A 17,757-nucleotide genomic window follows, 5' to 3' on the forward strand; every position below is an offset into this window, starting at 1 on the left:
GGCACGATTGCTGAGACAACGAGCCCGAACACGCGGACCCGCCGTTCCCGTTTCGTTCCGCTCTGGAGCCCTTCATGGGACACGATTACACGATCTTCCAATTGGATTTGTTGTCCCCTTCAACCGATGCATCACCAAAACTCGACGCCTGCGAGTCCGGCCACTTCCCGTCGGGGAAGGCCCTATCGAGCTCACCGTATGCTTTTGCCTGTGATCCGAGAAAGGTCGCTAGCAGGCCGATTGAAGTCCAGAGCGCTGCTGTGGAGATCCCGGATGTGGCGGCGATATCGGCGATGCTGACACCTGCTCCAACACCGGTGCACAGCTCACCGATCGCTCTGGCGAGACCCATAAGGAATTCAGCACAAGTCAGCAGCACCCCGACATAAAAGGCGAGGCCCCCCAACGCAGAATCCATCATCGCACTCCTCGCCTTCTCGGCGATGTCAGAAAATGTTCCTGCGGCGCCACTCTGGCTGGTGCACGTCTGCATATACGATGTTCGCGCCGCACCTTCCCAGTTTCGAAGTGCATGCACATTGTTGGGGTCGAGCCCCTGCTTGACCCCGCTTGCAGCGTCCCGCACATCCGCCCAGTCCTTGCTTCGCAGGTACATTTCGTACGGTGCGCGTACTCCATGGTATATTTCTTTGATCTTTTCCCATATCCATTTGCAAATCTCGATAATCTTGTCTGCGCAAGCCTTGATGACCCGCTGAAGCGCGGGAAGTAATCTCACGTAGGGGAGATCAAGGGCATCGTCCTTGGCATTCGGGACCTCGATTCTAATTGCGTCATCAACCTCGCTAAAGAACTTGTCAAACCCATCGAGAACCGAATTGTATTGAGAAATATCAAAACTCATTATTAGCTTTCTGATTTACCAAACATTGTCGATGCGATGCTTGCCCGCCGCATCCTCGGCCTCGTAAGTATCTGCGCAAACGCGCAGCACGTTGGCCACCTCAGTGAAGCGCTGGGAAGCTTCGCTTGATCGGCTGGCCAAGTCCGTGACAAGTTCATCGTTCGCACTGACGATAACCTGGAACAATCCCGCTTCAAGGTGGGTGAACGTCAAGGTCTCTATCTTTGTCTTGAGGTCCGACATGGTGGTTGACTTGCCATCCCAAACATTTGCGTCGTTACGCAATGAGTCAGTAGCAACCCTGAGTTTCTGTGGATCAGCACCCACTAGTTTCCCCTCCTCGATTGATTTTTGATGTTCAGTAAGGCCTGAATAGCGTCGCTGGCCAGCGTCCCGAATGCGTTCGGCGAATTGCGGGTCCCGGCGGCGAGTCGGTGACTATGGGCCTGGTCATATGATTCTTTGACTGCCCACGCAATCGGGCCGCCTCCGGCATCCATTCCCCATGGAATGCGGACGATGCAGTCGGCAATACTGTTTTGGCTCAACGTGACCGAAGCATAGAGTTCGTCCTCCGAACCGGCCGTGCCCACGAATTCGCCGAACTTCTCTTCGTCGGGATTGCTGTTCAGCATTTGAAGCGCCTCCTCCAGTAGCTGCTCGGTGCCGACTGTAGGGGAGGGTGTGGGTTCTGGTGGGGCGAACTTGGTCGGTACGACGTCGTCCATACTTAATGTTTCGAGTCTATCGATAGTGCCGTTTTCGACTGCGGTGGTGCAGGTCGATTCGAAACGTTGCTGCTCGGCGTTCTTGACGGCGTTGACAACGGCTGTACCGATACCACCTGGATCGAGGTATCGTCGCCAGTTGTCTGAAACGATAATTTGAGCAAGTTCTCCTGTGTCCGTGAGAATGACCTCCACCGCCCCCGTGCTATCGCGACCTGTAACGTGGGACGGCCCGGCGGAAAAGACCTCTTGCATCAGACCGGATATTTCTTGGGTATACGCGTGGAACTGGGCAAGGTCGTTGAGTATCTTGTCGAATCCTCCTAAATCTGATGTTTGAGGAGGCGTCGTACCGGGTGCGGAAAAAGGCGCCCCCCACAAACTTGATGTCGGCGAGGTATCGGGACCTGCGGGGGCGACGGGAGGAGGCGGGTTGAACGGGCGAGGCGGGGTGACGGGACGAGCGGGCGTCGCCGGCGGGTCTGGACTGAACAAAGGAGGCGGGCTGACCGGATGGTGTGGAGTCGACGCCGCAGGAGAGGTTTTGGGTTTCTGTTCAAGGGGTGCTTCGTCCCAGAATTCGTCGGGGTCGTCGTAGTGGTTGTAGAACCCTTGGCCAGCCATCATTGCACCTCGCGGTTACCGCTGGCCGTCGACGCGGACAGCGTTGTCTTCTCTGGAATCTGCATCAAACCCCCATTCGCGCTACCTCCACCATGAGGCGGACGCCACCACCCTGTCTGGCATCGTTCGTTTTGTCAAACGGGGCAGAAGTGGTGCTTCCGCGCGCGAAAGCCATTGTGGACGAATGTACTTCATGCGCAGATCCCGCCCGATGGCACCGCCGGAGCGCAAATGTGCGCTACCGCCGGGCGTTTGGTCGCTCCGGGCTCAGAAAGCTTGTATTGCAGCTATTTCGAGGGGCTGATCTTCGGGTTATCTGCCGAATGTCTGCTGAAATGCCGCGGCCGAGATTCGCAGGCTAATCAGCCCGAAAGTGCGATGACGGATATTGCACGGGTATAAATCTGAGACGATTCATTCCGCGGTGGGCATGCAGGTTCTGGTTCACGCCGACCTGAACGGGGAGACGGCCATCGTCGAGCGTTATCTCGAACAGGCCAACCCCGATCAAAGAAATAGTCACGCTGTCGTTCACTTTCCTTGCTGGTGAGTTCCTGGTTGAGCCGAGTCCCGCTCCGATGCCTCGATCAGTCGCGCGGGCGGACTGGATAGATGGCAAATGCCAAGCGGCCCAACAACATGTTGTTCGGCGAGTACCGAAACGAGCGTAGCCCCGAGTCGGCCAGCGCCGTAACCAATACCCCCTAAATTGATCCGAGGCGCAGACCCTATTGGATCGCCAACCGGTTCGGATGAGTGAGCGACAGCAATGCCGCCGCATGACGATGTGTGACCTCGGCGGCCTGGATGCCGAGCGCAGGTCCGGCGGTGTCGCGAGCGTTGCATGTAGAGCATTGACGATCAGCATCGGTCTCCTTGCGCAGGGATCAGACTTCCGGTCACAACATAGGACGTCTTTCCTACGCTTCCGGTTCCATGAAAACCGGATCAAATCCGCTCGATGAGAGTGTGGTTTTGCGAATGAGCACATCCGGAGGTTTTGTACCGGATACTTGACACGACCGCCAGTACGCTGTCGCGAACCGCCACAGGCGATTCCGGCGTGGTGTTCCTTCACCGGAATGGCCGCTGAGCGGTCCTGCCAGGCTGTCGACCTGGCCTACGCTCCCGTCAGCGGTAATCGAGCGCCTCGGCGAGGTGCTCAGCAATCTCGGCGACCTCATGCATCGTGCCGCTGGCTACCGAGATTATCAACTCGTACGCGAGATCCTCGTCAAGCAAGTCGATAGAGAAATCGTTGCGGGCGAGGAAAATGGCAGCGGCCGTGGTCGCGGACAAGGTAATTTTCGATGACGTCGCCGGCGATGACATGCAGGTCTGCGACGGTCAGATAGTAGGGCGAGGGCCTCGTCACTCAGCGAGCCTGTCGAGCAGACTGCGGTGGCGTTTGGCAAACTGCTCGGACAACGTGCGGACCTGGCTGTCCGCCGTCTCCGCCATGACTTCGGGGACAACTGCCGCGACTCTTCGGCCATGGCGGGTGAGATGCACGACCGTACCCGCCTCGGCCGCTGCGATGACCTCGGCCAGTCGCTCTCTTGCTTCAGTGACCGGGAGTTCCCAGTTTTCGGGGGCGGGCGATGCAGTCATAGCAAAACTGTACTTCTAAGTCGAAATTACGTACAGAAGTGTGCCGCTACCACGGCAATCGGCCCGCCGGTGGCAGGGTCGGCGGGCCGATTCGGGGGCGGATACCGACCTTTTCGAGGGACCTGCAAGCAGTCGCTAGCTGACCTTTTCGAGCGACCTGCAAGCAGTCGCTAGCGACGAGGTCAGGCAGGAGTGTCCGCTAGTAGGGCGCCGATGGCTCGGAGGTGATCGGTGGCCGCACCCAGAGCGAATTCATTGTGCTTGGCGGCGGTGAAGTAGTTGTGCACGATGTGGTCACGATCGATGCCGACACCGCCGTGCACGTGAATGACGGTGTGCGCCACGCGATGTCCCGCGTCGGCGGCCCAGAACTTGGCGGTGTGCACCGCTTCGGTGCTCGGCAGGTTCTCCGAGAGTTGCCAGGTGGCCTGGGTGACCGCCAGGCGCAGGCCCTGGACATCGATGTAGGCATCGGCGAGGCGCTGGGCGACGGCCTGGAAGCTGCCCACGGCCTTGCCGAATTGTTCACGCTCGCGGGCGTAGTCGGCGACGAGCTCCAGTGCGCGCTCGACGGTACCGAGCTGTTGGGAGCTCAGGCCGAGCCAGGCCCGGGTCAGCAGCCAGTCCAGGATTTCGGCGCCGTCGTCCACGGTGCCGACCAATTCGGCAGGGGTGTCGTGGAATTCGATCGAGTACTCGGCGCTCAGGTCGGTCACCTGCTGGGCGGTGAGCTGGATCGACGCATCGGAGGGATCGACGAGGAACACTGCGGTGCGACCGGAAAGCGTTGCCGGAACCAGGATTCGGGTGGCCTGCGCGGCGAACGGCACCGCCAGCTTGGCGCCGGTCACCCGCCAGGCACCGTCGGTTTCGACCGCGGTTGTGGCCGGCTTGGTCGGCTCCCAGTTCCGCTCCTCGGCCAGTGCGACCGTGAGGATCGCGCTTCCGGTACCGGCTCGGTTGGCCCAATCATGTTGTGCGTCAGTGCCGAACGCGGCCAGCGCGCCCGCGCCGAGTACGACCGACCACAGGTACGGCACCGCGGCCACATGCCTGCCGAGCTCACGCAGGATGGCGCTCTGCTCGAGCGGGCCGAAGCCGTTGCCGCCCACTGCTTCCGGCAGAGCTGCCGCCAGTACGCCCGTCTCGGCCAATGAGGCCCAGAGCGGTTCGTCGAAACGCACGGCGGTCTTGTCGAGTTCGCGCAGCCGGTCGGCGGTGACCAGCTTGCCGCACACCTCGCCCGTCAGCCGGCCGAGATCGAGCTGGGCCTCGGTTGGGGTGAAATCCATGGCGATCTACCTACTTTCGAAAGGTGTGGCGTCAGCGTGCCGAGGCCGGCTGTTTCAGGGCGGTCATGGCGATGATGTCGCGCTGGACCTCGTTGGTGCCGCCACCGAAGGTGAGGATGAGCGCGGCCCGGTGCATCCGCTCGAGCCGCCCGTGCAGCACGGAGCCGGGGGAGTCCTGCCGCAGGTACGCCTGGGGACCGAGGACCTCCATCAGCAGCCGGTATGCCTCGGTAGCCAGCTCGGTGCCGTACACCTTGCAGGTGGAGGCATCCCACGGCCGCGGTGCCGCTTCGCCGCCCGCATCGGCGCGGCTGGCGATCTCCCAGTTCATCAGCTTCAGGTACTCGACCTTGGCGTGCACCCTGGCCAGATTGAGCTGTACCCATTCCTTATCGATCACCCGCTGGCCGTCGGCCGACTTGGTATTGCGCGCCCAGTCCACGGTCTGGCTCAGCGTGAGGCTGAGCGGTCCGGCCGAGGTCAGCGCGACCCGCTCGTGATTGAGCTGATTGGTGATCAGTGCCCAGCCGCCGTTCTCCTGACCGACCACCGAACTCGCCGGCACGCGGACGTCCTGGTAGTAGGTGGCGCTGGTATCCGGGCCCGCCATGGTGTGCACCGGCGTCCACGAGAAGCCCTCCGCCGTGGTCGGCACGATGAGCATGCTGATGCCCTTGTGCTTCTTGGCGGTGGGGTCGGTGCGCACGGCCAGCCAGATGTAATCGGCGTAAGCGATCAGGCTGGTCCACATCTTCTGACCGTTGATCACATAGTCGTCGCCGTCGCGCACGGCGGTGGTGCGCAGGCTGGCCAGGTCGGTGCCCGCGCCCGGCTCGGAGTAGCCGATGGAGAAGTGCAGTTCGCCCGCGGCGATCTTGGGCAGGAAGAATTTCTTCTGCTCCTCGCTGCCGTAGTGCATGATCGTCGGCGCCACCGAGTTGATGGTCAGGAACGGCACCGGCGCGCCCGCGATGGCCGCCTCGTCGGTGAAGATCAGCTGGTCCATCGTCGGCCGGTCCTGGCCGCCGTATTCCTTGGGCCATGCCAGGGTCAGCCAGCCGTCGTGGCCCATCTCCTGCACGACTTCGCGGTACACGTTGCCCTGCCCGTACTCGCCGGTCTGCGAGCTCAGCGCGGCTCGGCGCTCCGGTGTGATCAGCCGCGCGAAGTAGTCGCGCAGCTCCGCGCGGAGCTCTTCCTGCTGCGGCGTGTACGCAATGCGCATGGCAATACCTCATGCCTTCGTTCGATTGGGTTCAGTCGATCATTGCATATAAACTGGAACATGTTCCAGTATTGCAGGTGAATCCGTTCGATGATGGCGCGCGCCGCCACATCGCCTTGTTAGGCTTCGGCCAGAGTCGTGTCAAAGGAGTTGTCATGAAGGTCAGTGTCGATCTGGACCAGTGTGAAGCGAACGGAATCTGCGTCGGAATCGCCCCCGACGTGTTCGAACTCGATGATGAGGACGTATTGCACATCGTCGCGGCCGAGGTGCCCGCGGATCGGCTCGCCGATGTGGAGGATGCGGTGGCGCAGTGCCCGAAGGCAGCCTTGCGGTTGCTGTGACCGCTTCTTGCTCTTGATAGGAACACGTTCTAGAGTCGGCGCCGTGAGTGAGCGAAGCGAGCGAACCATCAGCACAGCCCCGTCGGGCACGACGGAGCCGAGCGCTAGCGAGGTGCAGTCGTGAGTGAGCGAAGCGAGCGAGCCATCAGCACAGCGCCGTCGGGCACGACGGAGCCGAGCGCTAGCGAGGTGCAGTCGTGAGTGATTCAGAAGTGATGGGCAACACAGACCTCGCGGGCCGGGTGGCGATCGTGACCGGGTCCGGTGCCGGGCTCGGGCGGGCAGAGGCGCTCGCCCTTGCCGCCGCGGGCGCGTCGGTGGTAGTCAACGACCTGTCGGAATCGGATGCGGTGGTCGACACCCTCGCCGAGATCCGGGCACTCGGCGCGAAGGCTGAGTTCGTCGCCGGCAGCATCGCCGAGCGTGCGACCGCCGACGCGCTCATCCGCATCGCGGACGAGGCATTCGGCGGCGTCGACATCGTGGTGAACAACGCGGGCATCACGCGGGATCGAATGCTGTTCAACATGACCGACGAGGACTTCGACGCGGTGATCGCGGTGCATCTGCGCGGTCACTTCCTGTTGTCCCGCAATGCCGGAGCCTATTGGCGCGCCAAGTCCAAGGCGGCGGGCGCGCCGATCTACGGCAGGCTGGTCAATACCTCGTCCGAGGCGGGTCTGCTCGGGCCGGAGGGGCAGGCCAACTACGGCGCGGCCAAGGCCGGTATCACCGCGCTGACGTTGTCCGCGGCGCGCGGTCTTTCCCGTTTCGGCGTGCGCGCCAATGCCATCTGCCCGCGGGCACGGACCGCGATGACCGAGGCCGTGTTCAGTGCGCCGCCGGAGCGCGGCATTGATCCGCTCTCGCCGGATCACGTGGCCCGGCTGGTCACCTATCTGGCCTCGCCCGCGGCCGATGCGGTCAACGGTCAGGTCTTCGTGGTGTACGGACCGATGGTCGCACTGATGGCGGCGCCAACTGTGGAGCAGCGGTTCGACGCGGCCGATGGTCAGTGGTCTGCCGGTGATTTGGCCGCCACGCTCGGCAGGTACTTCGCCGATCGGCCCGAAGGTCGTACATTTTCGGCAGCTACGTTGCTCGATCTCGGCTGATGGCGGTTGTCGTCAGTGAACTACTGATCATGTGACCAATTGTTGATCGCCAGTCCGGCACTTGGTAGACATGGGAGTCATGGTGTGTGACGGCTCACAAAGCGTGGGTCGCGCATTTCTGACACACGTTTCAATATGCAATCCCGGCGTTGCAGAAAAGTGCAGTTCAAATGTGGCGAAAAGCTTCCATAAGCAAAATGAACATGTTCTAATCGGTGAGGCAAAGGCGCCCCGATGGGGCTTCACGCTTTGAGCTGTACACGCAGGTTGAGCAAGGAGGATCGCGAATGAACGACATCCTTGCTGTGCCGTTGCGGGCGGTCGGCGGGTTTTTCGAACTCGTCGCCGATGTCGCCCGCGCCAGCATCCGTAGACCATTCCAAGGGCGCGAGTTCATTGATCAGGCCTGGTTCATCGCCCGTGTCTCGATTGTTCCGACGCTGCTGGTCGCCATCCCGTTCACCGTTCTGGTCAGCTTCACGCTGAATATCCTGCTTCGCGAGATCGGCGCCGCCGACCTCAGCGGCGCGGGCGCCGCATTCGGCGCGGTCACCCAGGTTGGACCGATCGTCACCGTGCTCATCGTGGCGGGCGCGGGCGCTACTGCGATCTGCGCCGACCTCGGCGCCCGCACCATTCGCGAAGAGATCGACGCGATGCGCGTGCTCGGCATCGACCCGGTGCAGCGGCTGGTGGTGCCGCGGGTGCTTGCCTCGACTTTCGTCGCGCTGATGCTCAACGGCCTGGTGTGCACCATCGGCATTGTCGGCGGCTTTCTGTTTTCGGTGTTGCTGCAGGGCGTGAATCCAGGCGCCTTCGTCAATGGCATCACCCTGCTCACCCATCTGCCCGAGTTGGTCATCTCCGAAGTGAAGGCCGGCTTGTTCGGGCTGATCGCTGGGCTGGTGGCCTGTTATCTGGGCCTGAATGTCAAAGGTGGTCCCAAGAGTGTCGGTGATGCGGTGAATCAGACCGTAGTGTTCGCCTTTATGGCACTGTTCGTGGTGAATGTCGTGGTCACAGCGGTCGGTATCAAGTTCGCGGCACGGTGACCTCATGGCTTTCGTGATCGAATCCCGGTTTCCACGTACCGTGCGGCGAGTGCGTCGATTTTCGGGCTCACTCGATTCAGTGGGTAAACAGGCTGTGTTCTATGCACAGACAATCGGGTCCATCCCGCGTGCGCTGGTGCACTATCGAACCGAGACGATTCGGTTGATCGCCGAGATCAGCATGGGCACAGGCGCTTTGGCTGTTATCGGTGGCACTGTCGTGATCGTCGGGTTTCTCACCCTGTTCACCGGCGGCACCATTGCGGTGCAGGGTTATAGCTCGCTGGGCAATATCGGCGTCGAGGCGCTGACCGGATTCTTCGCGGCCTTCATCAATGTGCGCATCGCGGCTCCGGTGATCTCCGGTATCGGCCTGGCGGCCACCATCGGCGCGGGTTCGACCGCGCAGCTCGGCGCGATGCGGGTAGCCGAGGAGATCGATGCGCTGGAGTCGATGGCGATCCGGCCGGTGCCATATCTGGTCGGCACCCGGGTGCTGGCGGGCATGATCGCGATCGTGCCGCTGTACGCGCTCGCGGTGATCTGTTCGTTCATCGCCAGCCGGTTCGCCACCGTGGTCATCTACGGGCAGTCCGCGGGCGTCTACGACCACTACTTCTCCACGTTCCTGATCCCCAGCGACATCCTCTGGTCGTTCGCGCAGGCGATCTTCATGGCCCTGGCGGTCATGATGATTCACACCTACTACGGCTATCACGCCGCGGGCGGGCCGGTCGGGGTCGGGATCGCGGTCGGCAATGCGGTGCGGGCCTCGCTGGTCGCGGTGGTCACGGTGACACTGCTGATCTCGCTGGCCATCTACGGCACCTCCGGCAACTTCCACCTCTCCGGGTAAGCGGTATGACGCAATCGACGCAAGCAGAAAGCGGCCTGGCAGCAGCGCTGCGGGGTGGGCTCGGACTGAAGCTCGCCGGCCTCGCGATGGTGCTGGCGTTGGTCGCGATCGTGGCCGTCTCGCTGGTGATGTTCGCGGGCGGGTTCACCAAGTCCGCGACCGTCACCATCGAGTCGCCGCGCAGCGGACTGGTGCTCGACCCCGACGCGAAGGTGAAGATCCGTGGCGTGGAGATCGGCCGGGTGGCGGCCGTCGACCAGATCGGCGACGGCGCGCGGCTGCGGTTGGCGCTCGATCCCGACAAGCTGAAGCTGGTGCCCGCCAATGCGACGGTGGATATCAGGTCCACCACCGTATTCGGCGCCAAATACGTGAACTTCGTTGTTCCGCAGCAGCCTTCGTCGCAGTCGCTGCGGCCGGGTACGACGCTGACGGCGGGCGCGGTGACGGTCGAGTTCAATACGCTGTTCCAGCATTTGACCGACGTGCTGGCCAAGATCGAGCCGGAGAAGCTCAATGCCACGCTGTCGGCGCTGGGTACCGCGCTGCAGGGGCGGGGCGAGAAGCTCGGCGATCTGCTCGCGCGCAGCGACGCCTACCTGCGTGACATCAATCCGAGTCTGCCCGCGCTGCAGCGGGACCTCAACTCGGCGACCGGTGTCACCAACCTGTACGCCGATACGGTTCCGGATCTGTTGCGCACCACCGACAACGCCATCGTGACCAGCAAGACGATCGTCGAACAGGAACAGCAGGTCGACGCCCTGCTTGCCAACCTGATCGGGCTGGCCGACACCACCGGCTCGGTACTGCGGGACAACGAGAACCAGCTCGTCTCTGCGCTGGATCTGCTGCGCCCGACCGCTCAACTGCTCAACGACTACAAGCCGGCGCTGCGCTGCATCGTCGTCGGCCTCGCCGATGTGCTCCCGCTCGGTGAGGACGTCTTCGGTGGTCGGTTCGACGCGGTGCCGCTGAACGCGAGTTTCATGCCCGGCGCCGATCCGTACCAGTACCCGCAGGATCTGCCCAAGGTCAACGCTACCGGTGGCCCGCATTGCGATGGCATCGAGAACCGGGTGCCCGACAGCCACGCCAACTACGTGGTCACCGACACCTCCGAAGGTCACGTGTGGACGCCGTCCACGTCGCCACATCTGAACGGACCCAAGGTGTTCCAGCTACTGTTCGCCGGACTTCCGGGGGTGGATCAGCCGTGAGGATCAAACCGCACGCGGCTACCGTCAAACTGACGATCTTCACGCTGGCGATGGCGCTCGTGCTGGCCGGGCTGGTCATCGTGTTCAGCCAGATGCGCTTTGCCCGCGAGAACGGCTACCACGCGGTGTTCACCAGTTCGTCCGGGATTCTGCCAGGAATGAAGGTCAGGATCGCCGGTGTGCCGGTCGGCTCGGTGTCCGGCGTGCACGTGGGCACCGATCACCTCGCCCACCTCGATTTCAATGTCGACAGCAAGTACCGGCTCTACACCAGCACCAAGGCGACCATCCGCTACGAAAACCTCGTCGGTGACCGGTATCTCGAGCTGCTGGAGGGTCCGGGCACCACGCAGGTACTGCCGAAGGGCGGCACCATCGACAAGGACCGCACCTCGCCGGCACTGGATCTGGACATGCTGCTCGGTGGCTTCAAACCGCTGCTGCGCGGCTTGGATCCGGCTCAGGTCAACGATCTGACCAATGCGCTGCTGCAGGTCTTCCAAGGGCAGGGCGGCACCCTCGTGGCGCTGCTCAACAGCTCCGGGTCCTTCAGCAAGACGCTCGCCGACCGGGACGCGCTGATCGGTAGCGTGATCGAGAACTTGAAGACCGTGCTGGCCACTATCGATGACCGCAATCAGCAGTTCGGCACCACGCTCGACGAATTGCAGCGACTCGTCAGCGGATTGGCCGCCGACAAGGATCCGATCGGCGCCGCGCTGCCACGCCTCGCGGGCGCGACGGGCGACCTGACCCAGCTGCTGCAACAGGCTCGCCCGGATCTGAAGTCGACCATCGAGCAGGCGGGCCGTCTCGCGAGCAATCTCGACGACGGTTCCGACACCGTCCAATATGTGTTGGAGAACCTGCCCGACGCCTACAAGAAGCTCATCCGGATCGGTTCGTACGGATCGTTCCTGAACATGTACATCTGTGGGACGAACATCGTCTTCGACGGCCCGAACGGTCAGCCGATGATCTTCAACACGCCCGGTGGGCAGGAGACCGGAAGGTGTGCGAAGAACCGATGAACGAACCTCGATCACGCGCAGTTTCCATCGGCATCGTCGGCATCGTTGTCGCGGTGACCGTTTCGTTGTCTGCCCTACAGGTCGACCGGCTGCCGTTCATCCACTCCGGCGCGGAGTACTCCGCATTCTTCGCCGACGCGGGCGGGCTGGTGCCCGGTGACCAGGTACAGGTCGCGGGTGTGCGCTCGGGACGTGTCGACGAGGTCAAGCTGGACGGCGCGAAGGTGTACGTCCGGTTCACCCTGGACGAGTCGATCGTGCTCGGGCGCAAGACGGCCGCGGCCATCAAGACCAACACCTTGCTCGGCCGCAAGTCGCTCGAGGTAACGCCGGCCGGGGACGGCGCGACCCGGCGCGACGACACGATTCCGTTGGACCGCACCACTTCTCCCTACTCGCTGACCGACGCGCTCGGTGACCTGTCGAATACCGTCAAGGATCTGGACATGGACCAGGTCAACAAAACCCTGGACGCGCTGTCGACGACCTTCGCCGACACTCCGGCGCCGCTGCGGTCGGCGTTGGACGGCGTCACCCAGCTGTCGCGCAGCATCAACACCCGCGACAAGGCGCTGACCGAGCTGCTCAGCCATGCGCAGAGCGTGACGAAGGTGCTCTCGGACCGCAGCAATCAGATCAACTCGCTGCTGGTGGACGGCAACAGTCTGCTCGGCGAACTGAACAACCGACGCGCCGCGCTGAGCCAGCTGATCGTGTACGTGAACGGGCTCGCGCAGCAGCTGACCGGCTTCGTCAACGACAACGAGGCCCAGCTGAAACCCACACTGGACAAGCTGAATTCGGTGCTGGACCTGCTGGAGCGGAACAAGGAGAACATCGGCAAGGCGCTCGACGAGCTCGGGCCGTTCGAGGCGGCGCTCGGCGAGCAGGTGGGCAGCGGCCCGTATTTCCAAGCGTACGTGGCCAATGCGACCAGCCCGGGCCTGCAAATACTGGTCGACTCGCTGGTGTGGCCGCAGCATCTGCCGGATGATCTCCGCCGGTACTTCACCGAGCCGAAGCCACCGACGCTCGGCCCCGCGATTCAGGAGCCGCCGCGATGAACGCCCTTCGCAATGTCAAGAAGGCGCCACGGTGGGCACGAGTGCTCGCCGCGGTGGTGGCGGTCTGCCTGGTGGTGGCCGTCGGTTGGTCGGTTCTCTCCCGGATCGGGAAGACCTCGGTCACCGCGTATTTCCCATCGACGAACGGCCTGTACGCCGGGGACGAAGTGCGGGTACTCGGGGTCAAGGTCGGGCGGATCGACTCCATCGATCCCGGCAAGGATCGGGTGCGGGTCGCGATGACCCTCGACCGCGGCATCGACATTCCCGCGGACGCCAAGGCCGTGATCATCTCGCCGTCGCTGGTGTCGGCCCGGTTCATTCAGCTGGCGCCTGCCTACGTCGGCGGGCCCAAAATGCGTGACGGCGCCCAGATCCCGATCGAACGCACCGCGGTACCTGTCGAATGGGACGACATCAAGACCGAACTGTCCAAGCTGGCCACGACCCTCGGTCCGGTCGGTGAGGACAAGCAGGGTTCATTCGGGCGGTTCGTGAACACCGCTGCCGACAACCTCGACAACGGCAATGCTCAGGCGTTCCGCGACACCCTGCGTGAGCTGTCGAGCACCCTGAATACGTTGTCCGACGGCCGCACCGACCTGTTCGGCACCATCCGCAACCTGCAGCAGTTCGTGGACGTGCTCTCCAAGAGCAACGACCAGATCGTGCAATTCGGCGGACGGCTGGCCTCGGTGTCCTCGGTATTGGCCGGCGTCTCCGACGACCTCGGCGCCGGTCTGGACAACCTGGACACCGCCGTCGGCGATATCAAACGTTTCCTGGACGAGCGCGGCGGCGCGCTGACCGAGAGCGTGCAGCGGCTCGGCGCCGCCACGCAGGTGCTCGCCGACAAGCGACCCCAGCTCGAGCAGGTATTGCATTCCGGTCCAACGGCTCTGGTGAACTTCTATCAGATCTACGACCCCGCTCAGGGCAGCTTGACCGGCGCCGTCGTCGCGCCGAACTTCGCCAACCCCCTCGCCTTCTTGTGCGGCGCGGTCCAGGCCATGGAGGCGAACCAGTCCGATCACAGCGCGAACCTCTGTGCACAGTACCTGGCGCCGGTGGTCCAGGGCCTGATGATGAATTATCCACCGCTGCTGGCCAACCCGGCCTCCAACCAGACGGCGTTCCCCAATCAGCTCGTCTACAGTCCGCCGAGCCTCGCCGCCGGCGGGCCGAGCGACGCGACTTCGGGGACGGCCCCGGTCACCGTGCCGAACGGGATTGCCGGACTGGCCATTCCGGGAGGAGGGCGATGATGCAACGTCGACGGATCCGGATCGCCTGCGCCGCGATCGGCTTGGCCGCTGTGCTCGGCGTCAGCGGCTGCCAATGGGACGGCCTCAATTCGCTGCCGATGCCGGGTGCGATAGGCAATGATCCGAATGCCTACCAGGTGAAGATCCAGATGCCCAATGTCACCACGCTGACCCGGAATTCTCCGGTCCGCGTCGATGATGTTGCGGTCGGCACGGTGTCGAACATCGAGGTCGAGGGCTGGCATGCGCTGGTCACGGTCACCCTGAGTCATGATGTGAAGCTGCCTGCCAACGCGATCGCGCGGATCGGGCAGACCAGCCTGCTCGGCAGCAACCATCTCGAGCTGTCCGCACCGAAAGACGTTCCGGCACAGGGTGAATTGAAGAACGGCGATCTGATCCCGCTGGAGCGGGCCGGCGCATACCCCACCACCGAGCAGACGCTTTCGTCGTTGTCGGTGGTGCTCAATGGCGGCGGTATCAGCCAGCTCGAAACCATTACGCACGAGCTGAATGCCGCGTTCACCGGACGTGCGGACGCGATCAAGGATCTGCTGCCGCAGCTGAACCAGCTGACCACCACCCTGGACGCCCAGACCAACGACATTATCGGCGCGATGAACGGCCTCGATCGCTTCAGTGGGCAGCTGGCCCAGCAGAAGGATCGGGTGACGGCGGCCATCGAGCAGATCCATCCGGCCTTGACGGTGCTTGCCGACCGCCGCGAGAACATCACCAATACCATTGTCGCCCTAGGCGATCTCAGCGATGTGGTGCAGCGGATCATCGCGCAGGGCGGCGACAGTCTGAAGGCCGACCTGGCGAATTTGGCACCGGTGTTGCAGACGCTCGCGGACACGGGGAGCAAGCTCGTCGAGGCGCTGAAGGTCATACCGACCTTTCCGTTCCCGATGAAGAACCTCAGCAATGCGATCAAGGGCGACTACATGAACTTGATCATGACCGTGGACCTCACCGGCAAGCGGCTCGACTCGAACTTCCTGACCGGCACCCCGCTCGGCGGCCGCTTCGGTGGTGTCGAGGGCGCACTCGGAAGCTTCGCCGGTTCGGCCGAGGGCAACAGCAACCCGGCGACCGCGCCGCTGCAGCCGCCGCCACCCGCGACTCCTGCGCCGACGCCGAGTATCCCTGGCCTGCCGCCGATTCCGGGTCTGCCCGCGATTCCGGGTCTGACGGTTCCGCCTGCCGGTCAAACCGCACCGCAAGGGGGTACGGGTCGATGAAGCTCACTCGGTTCGTTCGGATCCAGCTGACCATCTTCGGGGTGCTGACCGTGATCGGCCTGGTGGTCATGGCCGGCACCTACGTGCAGCTGCCCGCCATGTTCGGCATCGGCCGCTACGAGGTGACGGTCGAGTTGGCCGCGACCGGCGGGCTGTACCCGACGGCCAACGTCGCCTACCGCGGGACGAATGTCGGCAAGGTGCAAGAGGTTCGGCTGACCCCAACCGGGGTGGACGCGAAACTGTCCATCGACAGCGATTACAAGATCCCCTCCGACGTCGATGCGTGGGTGAAGAGCGTATCCGCGATAGGCGAGCAGTACGTCGACCTCGTTCCGGTTGCGAATCCGAAGGGCGGCAACCTTTCCGACGGGTCGGTGATTCCGGTGGACCGCACCAGACTGCCGCAGGACATCGGGTCGGTGCTCGATCAATCCGACCGCCTGCTCGCCAGCGTCGCCGACACCAAGTTGCGGCAGGTGATCGATGACGCGTTCACGGCATTCAACGGGGCAGGCCCCGATCTGCAGAAGTTCATCGACTCCGCTGCCCTGCTGGTGCAGGAGGCGCAGGCCAACGCCGGGCCGACCAAGGATCTGCTGGACAAGATCGGTCCGCTGCTGGACACCCAGAACCAGTCCGACGCCGCCATTCGAGAGTGGACGGCCGACCTGGCCACGGTCACCGATCAGCTGCGCGCCCACGATCCGGCGCTGAACAACCTGTTGAACAAGACGCCCGCTGCGGCACAAACTGTCAGCAACTTGTTCCAGGATCTGAAACCGACACTGCCGCTGCTGCTTTCGAACCTGGTCAGCGTCGCACAGGTGGGTGCGACGTATCACGCCGGGCTGGAACAGATCCTGGTGGTATTCCCGCCGCTGGTCGCGGCCTTCCAGACGGTCGTTCGGGGGCCGCTCGAATACGGCGCCATCGTCGACTTCCATCTCGAGCTCAACGATCCGCCCGGCTGCACCACCGGCTTCCTGCCGCCCGACCAGCGCCGGGCGCCGTCCGAACTCGACTCCGCCGACACCCCGCCCGGCATCTACTGCAAGGTTCCGCAGAACGCCGCGGAGGCGGTGCGTGGCATCCGAAATACGCCGTGCGCCGAGGTGCCCGGCAAGCGGGCGCCGACGCCGGAATTGTGCCGTGACCCGAACGGTTACGTGCCGGAAGGCAACAACCCGCCGTTCGGTGCGCCGCAGGCGTTCACGCCGTCGGGTCAGCCGATGGACGCGCCGGGAGCGACTCACCCGGCCGCACTCGGCAGGTCCTACGATCCAGGCAGCGGGACATTCATGGGACCCGACGGTCGGACGTACCGGCAGGGGGATATCGGGAAGGACGGATCCGGCACGATACCGGCGAGTTGGCAGGCGATGCTACAGGAGCAGCAACGATGAGTGAATCCAGTGTGGTGAAGAGCCGGTCCCGGCGACGCGCGGTGCGCTCAGCGGGCCCGCCGCCGGACGACACCAGCGAAATCGAGGAGATCGAGGAGCGCGACACCGGGGAGCGGATCAAGCTGTCGAAGGCCGCGGCCGTCGATGTCACAATAGTGAAGTCCGCGCCGGTCGTCGCGAATGCCCCTGCTGAAACCGCGAGCGACGCCACGGATTCGGTGTCCGAACCGGCGCGGGACATCCCCGAGGCCGCGGATTTCGTCGATACCGAGGCCAAGCGCGGTGTGCCACGGTGGTTGCGGATGGCCGCGGCGGCAGTGGCCGCGGCCGCCGTGATCGCGCTGGTGGTGACGAGCGGCTTCTTCATCTTTGGCTTGCGGTCGGCCGACGCCCGCGACGCCCGGCGCGCGGACTACGAGCAGACCGCTAAGCAGGCGATCCTCAACCTCACCACCATCAACGACGAGACCGCCAAGGCGGATATCGACCGCGTCCTCGCGGTGGCCTCCGGTGAGCTGAAGGCGGAATACGCCGAGCGCAAGGACGCCTACGCGAGCGTGGTGGAGCAGGCCAAGGTCAAGGCCACCGGCGAGATTGTCGAGACCGCCATCGAGAACGAGGATCCGAATTCGGCGCGCGTGCTGATCGCCGCCAAACAGACCCTGACCAACGCGGGTATGAAGGATCCGCAGACGCGGTTCTACCGGTTCCGGGTGACTGTCACCCGCGGCGACAACGGGATCATCACTGCCTCACAAGTGGAGTTCGTGGCATGAGTGAGCGCAGCGAGCGAACCATAAGCACAGCCGTGCGTC

At 63.6% G+C, this 17,757-nt stretch carries 18 protein-coding genes; 11 read left to right on the forward strand and 7 right to left on the reverse strand.

Going from position 1 to position 17,757, the window contains the following annotated elements:
* Positions 1 to 85: 85 nt before the first annotated feature.
* The 7 genes from ACV7NQ_RS19695 to ACV7NQ_RS19725 form a co-directional block, all read right to left on the reverse strand.
* Positions 86 to 865 (reverse strand): hypothetical protein, encoded by a 780-nt coding sequence (locus tag ACV7NQ_RS19695; RefSeq protein ID WP_463361001.1) that lies wholly within the window; start codon positions 863 to 865, stop codon positions 86 to 88.
* 15 nt (positions 866 to 880) lie between these two features.
* Positions 881 to 1,192 (reverse strand): hypothetical protein, encoded by a 312-nt coding sequence (locus tag ACV7NQ_RS19700; RefSeq protein WP_463361002.1) that lies wholly within the window; start codon positions 1,190 to 1,192, stop codon positions 881 to 883.
* Positions 1,192 to 2,217, reverse strand: a complete 1,026-nt coding sequence (locus ACV7NQ_RS19705; protein ID WP_463361003.1) for a hypothetical protein — start codon at positions 2,215 to 2,217, stop codon at positions 1,192 to 1,194. The genes ACV7NQ_RS19700 and ACV7NQ_RS19705 overlap by 1 nt, the downstream gene beginning before the upstream one ends.
* A gap of 1,131 nt (positions 2,218 to 3,348) precedes the next feature.
* Entirely contained in the window at positions 3,349 to 3,516 is a 168-nt protein-coding gene (locus ACV7NQ_RS19710) for a hypothetical protein (protein ID WP_463361004.1), read from the reverse strand.
* Positions 3,517 to 3,588: 72 nt separating this feature from the next.
* On the reverse strand, positions 3,589 to 3,828 hold the full coding sequence (locus tag ACV7NQ_RS19715) for a type II toxin-antitoxin system Phd/YefM family antitoxin (protein ID WP_463361005.1): 240 nt from the start codon (positions 3,826 to 3,828) through the stop codon (positions 3,589 to 3,591).
* A gap of 182 nt (positions 3,829 to 4,010) precedes the next feature.
* Positions 4,011 to 5,120 (reverse strand): acyl-CoA dehydrogenase family protein, encoded by a 1,110-nt coding sequence (locus ACV7NQ_RS19720; protein ID WP_463361006.1) that lies wholly within the window; start codon positions 5,118 to 5,120, stop codon positions 4,011 to 4,013.
* Positions 5,121 to 5,151: 31 nt separating this feature from the next.
* Positions 5,152 to 6,345, reverse strand: coding sequence for an acyl-CoA dehydrogenase family protein (locus ACV7NQ_RS19725; RefSeq protein WP_463361007.1), 1,194 nt, complete (start codon positions 6,343 to 6,345; stop codon positions 5,152 to 5,154).
* Between the two features lie 155 nt (positions 6,346 to 6,500).
* On the opposite strand from ACV7NQ_RS19725, the gene ACV7NQ_RS19730 reads away from it, so the two are divergent.
* The 11 genes from ACV7NQ_RS19730 (at position 6,501) to ACV7NQ_RS19780 (ending at position 17,718) form a co-directional block, all read left to right on the forward strand.
* Positions 6,501 to 6,689 (forward strand): ferredoxin, encoded by a 189-nt coding sequence (locus tag ACV7NQ_RS19730; protein WP_463365746.1) that lies wholly within the window; start codon positions 6,501 to 6,503, stop codon positions 6,687 to 6,689.
* 215 nt (positions 6,690 to 6,904) lie between these two features.
* The gene (locus ACV7NQ_RS19735; RefSeq protein ID WP_463365747.1) at positions 6,905 to 7,804 is read left to right on the forward strand and encodes a 3-oxoacyl-ACP reductase; all 900 of its coding nucleotides are present in this window, start codon (positions 6,905 to 6,907) and stop codon (positions 7,802 to 7,804) included.
* Between the two features lie 287 nt (positions 7,805 to 8,091).
* On the forward strand, positions 8,092 to 8,856 hold the full coding sequence (locus tag ACV7NQ_RS19740) for an MlaE family ABC transporter permease (protein WP_463361008.1): 765 nt from the start codon (positions 8,092 to 8,094) through the stop codon (positions 8,854 to 8,856).
* Positions 8,857 to 8,860: 4 nt separating this feature from the next.
* Entirely contained in the window at positions 8,861 to 9,712 is an 852-nt protein-coding gene (locus ACV7NQ_RS19745; protein ID WP_463361009.1) for an MlaE family ABC transporter permease, read from the forward strand.
* Between the two features lie 86 nt (positions 9,713 to 9,798).
* Positions 9,799 to 10,932, forward strand: a complete 1,134-nt coding sequence (locus ACV7NQ_RS19750) for an MCE family protein (protein ID WP_463365748.1) — start codon at positions 9,799 to 9,801, stop codon at positions 10,930 to 10,932.
* Between the two features lie 2 nt (positions 10,933 to 10,934).
* A complete protein-coding gene (locus ACV7NQ_RS19755; RefSeq protein WP_463365749.1) occupies positions 10,935 to 11,963 on the forward strand; it encodes an MCE family protein in 1,029 nt (342 codons plus the stop codon).
* A complete protein-coding gene (locus ACV7NQ_RS19760) occupies positions 11,960 to 13,027 on the forward strand; it encodes an MCE family protein (protein ID WP_463361010.1) in 1,068 nt (355 codons plus the stop codon). The genes ACV7NQ_RS19755 and ACV7NQ_RS19760 overlap by 4 nt, the downstream gene beginning before the upstream one ends.
* Positions 13,024 to 14,292, forward strand: a complete 1,269-nt coding sequence (locus ACV7NQ_RS19765; protein ID WP_463361011.1) for an MCE family protein — start codon at positions 13,024 to 13,026, stop codon at positions 14,290 to 14,292. Before ACV7NQ_RS19760 ends, ACV7NQ_RS19765 begins: the two co-directional genes overlap by 4 nt.
* Positions 14,289 to 15,536: an MCE family protein gene (locus ACV7NQ_RS19770; RefSeq protein WP_463361012.1), complete on the forward strand. Its 1,248-nt coding sequence runs from the start codon at positions 14,289 to 14,291 to the stop codon at positions 15,534 to 15,536. Before ACV7NQ_RS19765 ends, ACV7NQ_RS19770 begins: the two co-directional genes overlap by 4 nt.
* On the forward strand, positions 15,533 to 16,942 hold the full coding sequence (locus ACV7NQ_RS19775) for an MCE family protein (protein WP_463361013.1): 1,410 nt from the start codon (positions 15,533 to 15,535) through the stop codon (positions 16,940 to 16,942). Before ACV7NQ_RS19770 ends, ACV7NQ_RS19775 begins: the two co-directional genes overlap by 4 nt.
* Positions 16,939 to 17,718, forward strand: a complete 780-nt coding sequence (locus ACV7NQ_RS19780) for a hypothetical protein (RefSeq protein ID WP_463361014.1) — start codon at positions 16,939 to 16,941, stop codon at positions 17,716 to 17,718. Before ACV7NQ_RS19775 ends, ACV7NQ_RS19780 begins: the two co-directional genes overlap by 4 nt.
* Positions 17,719 to 17,757: the final 39 nt, after the last annotated feature.

This window comes from Nocardia sp. Tas62D01, from assembly GCF_055232035.1.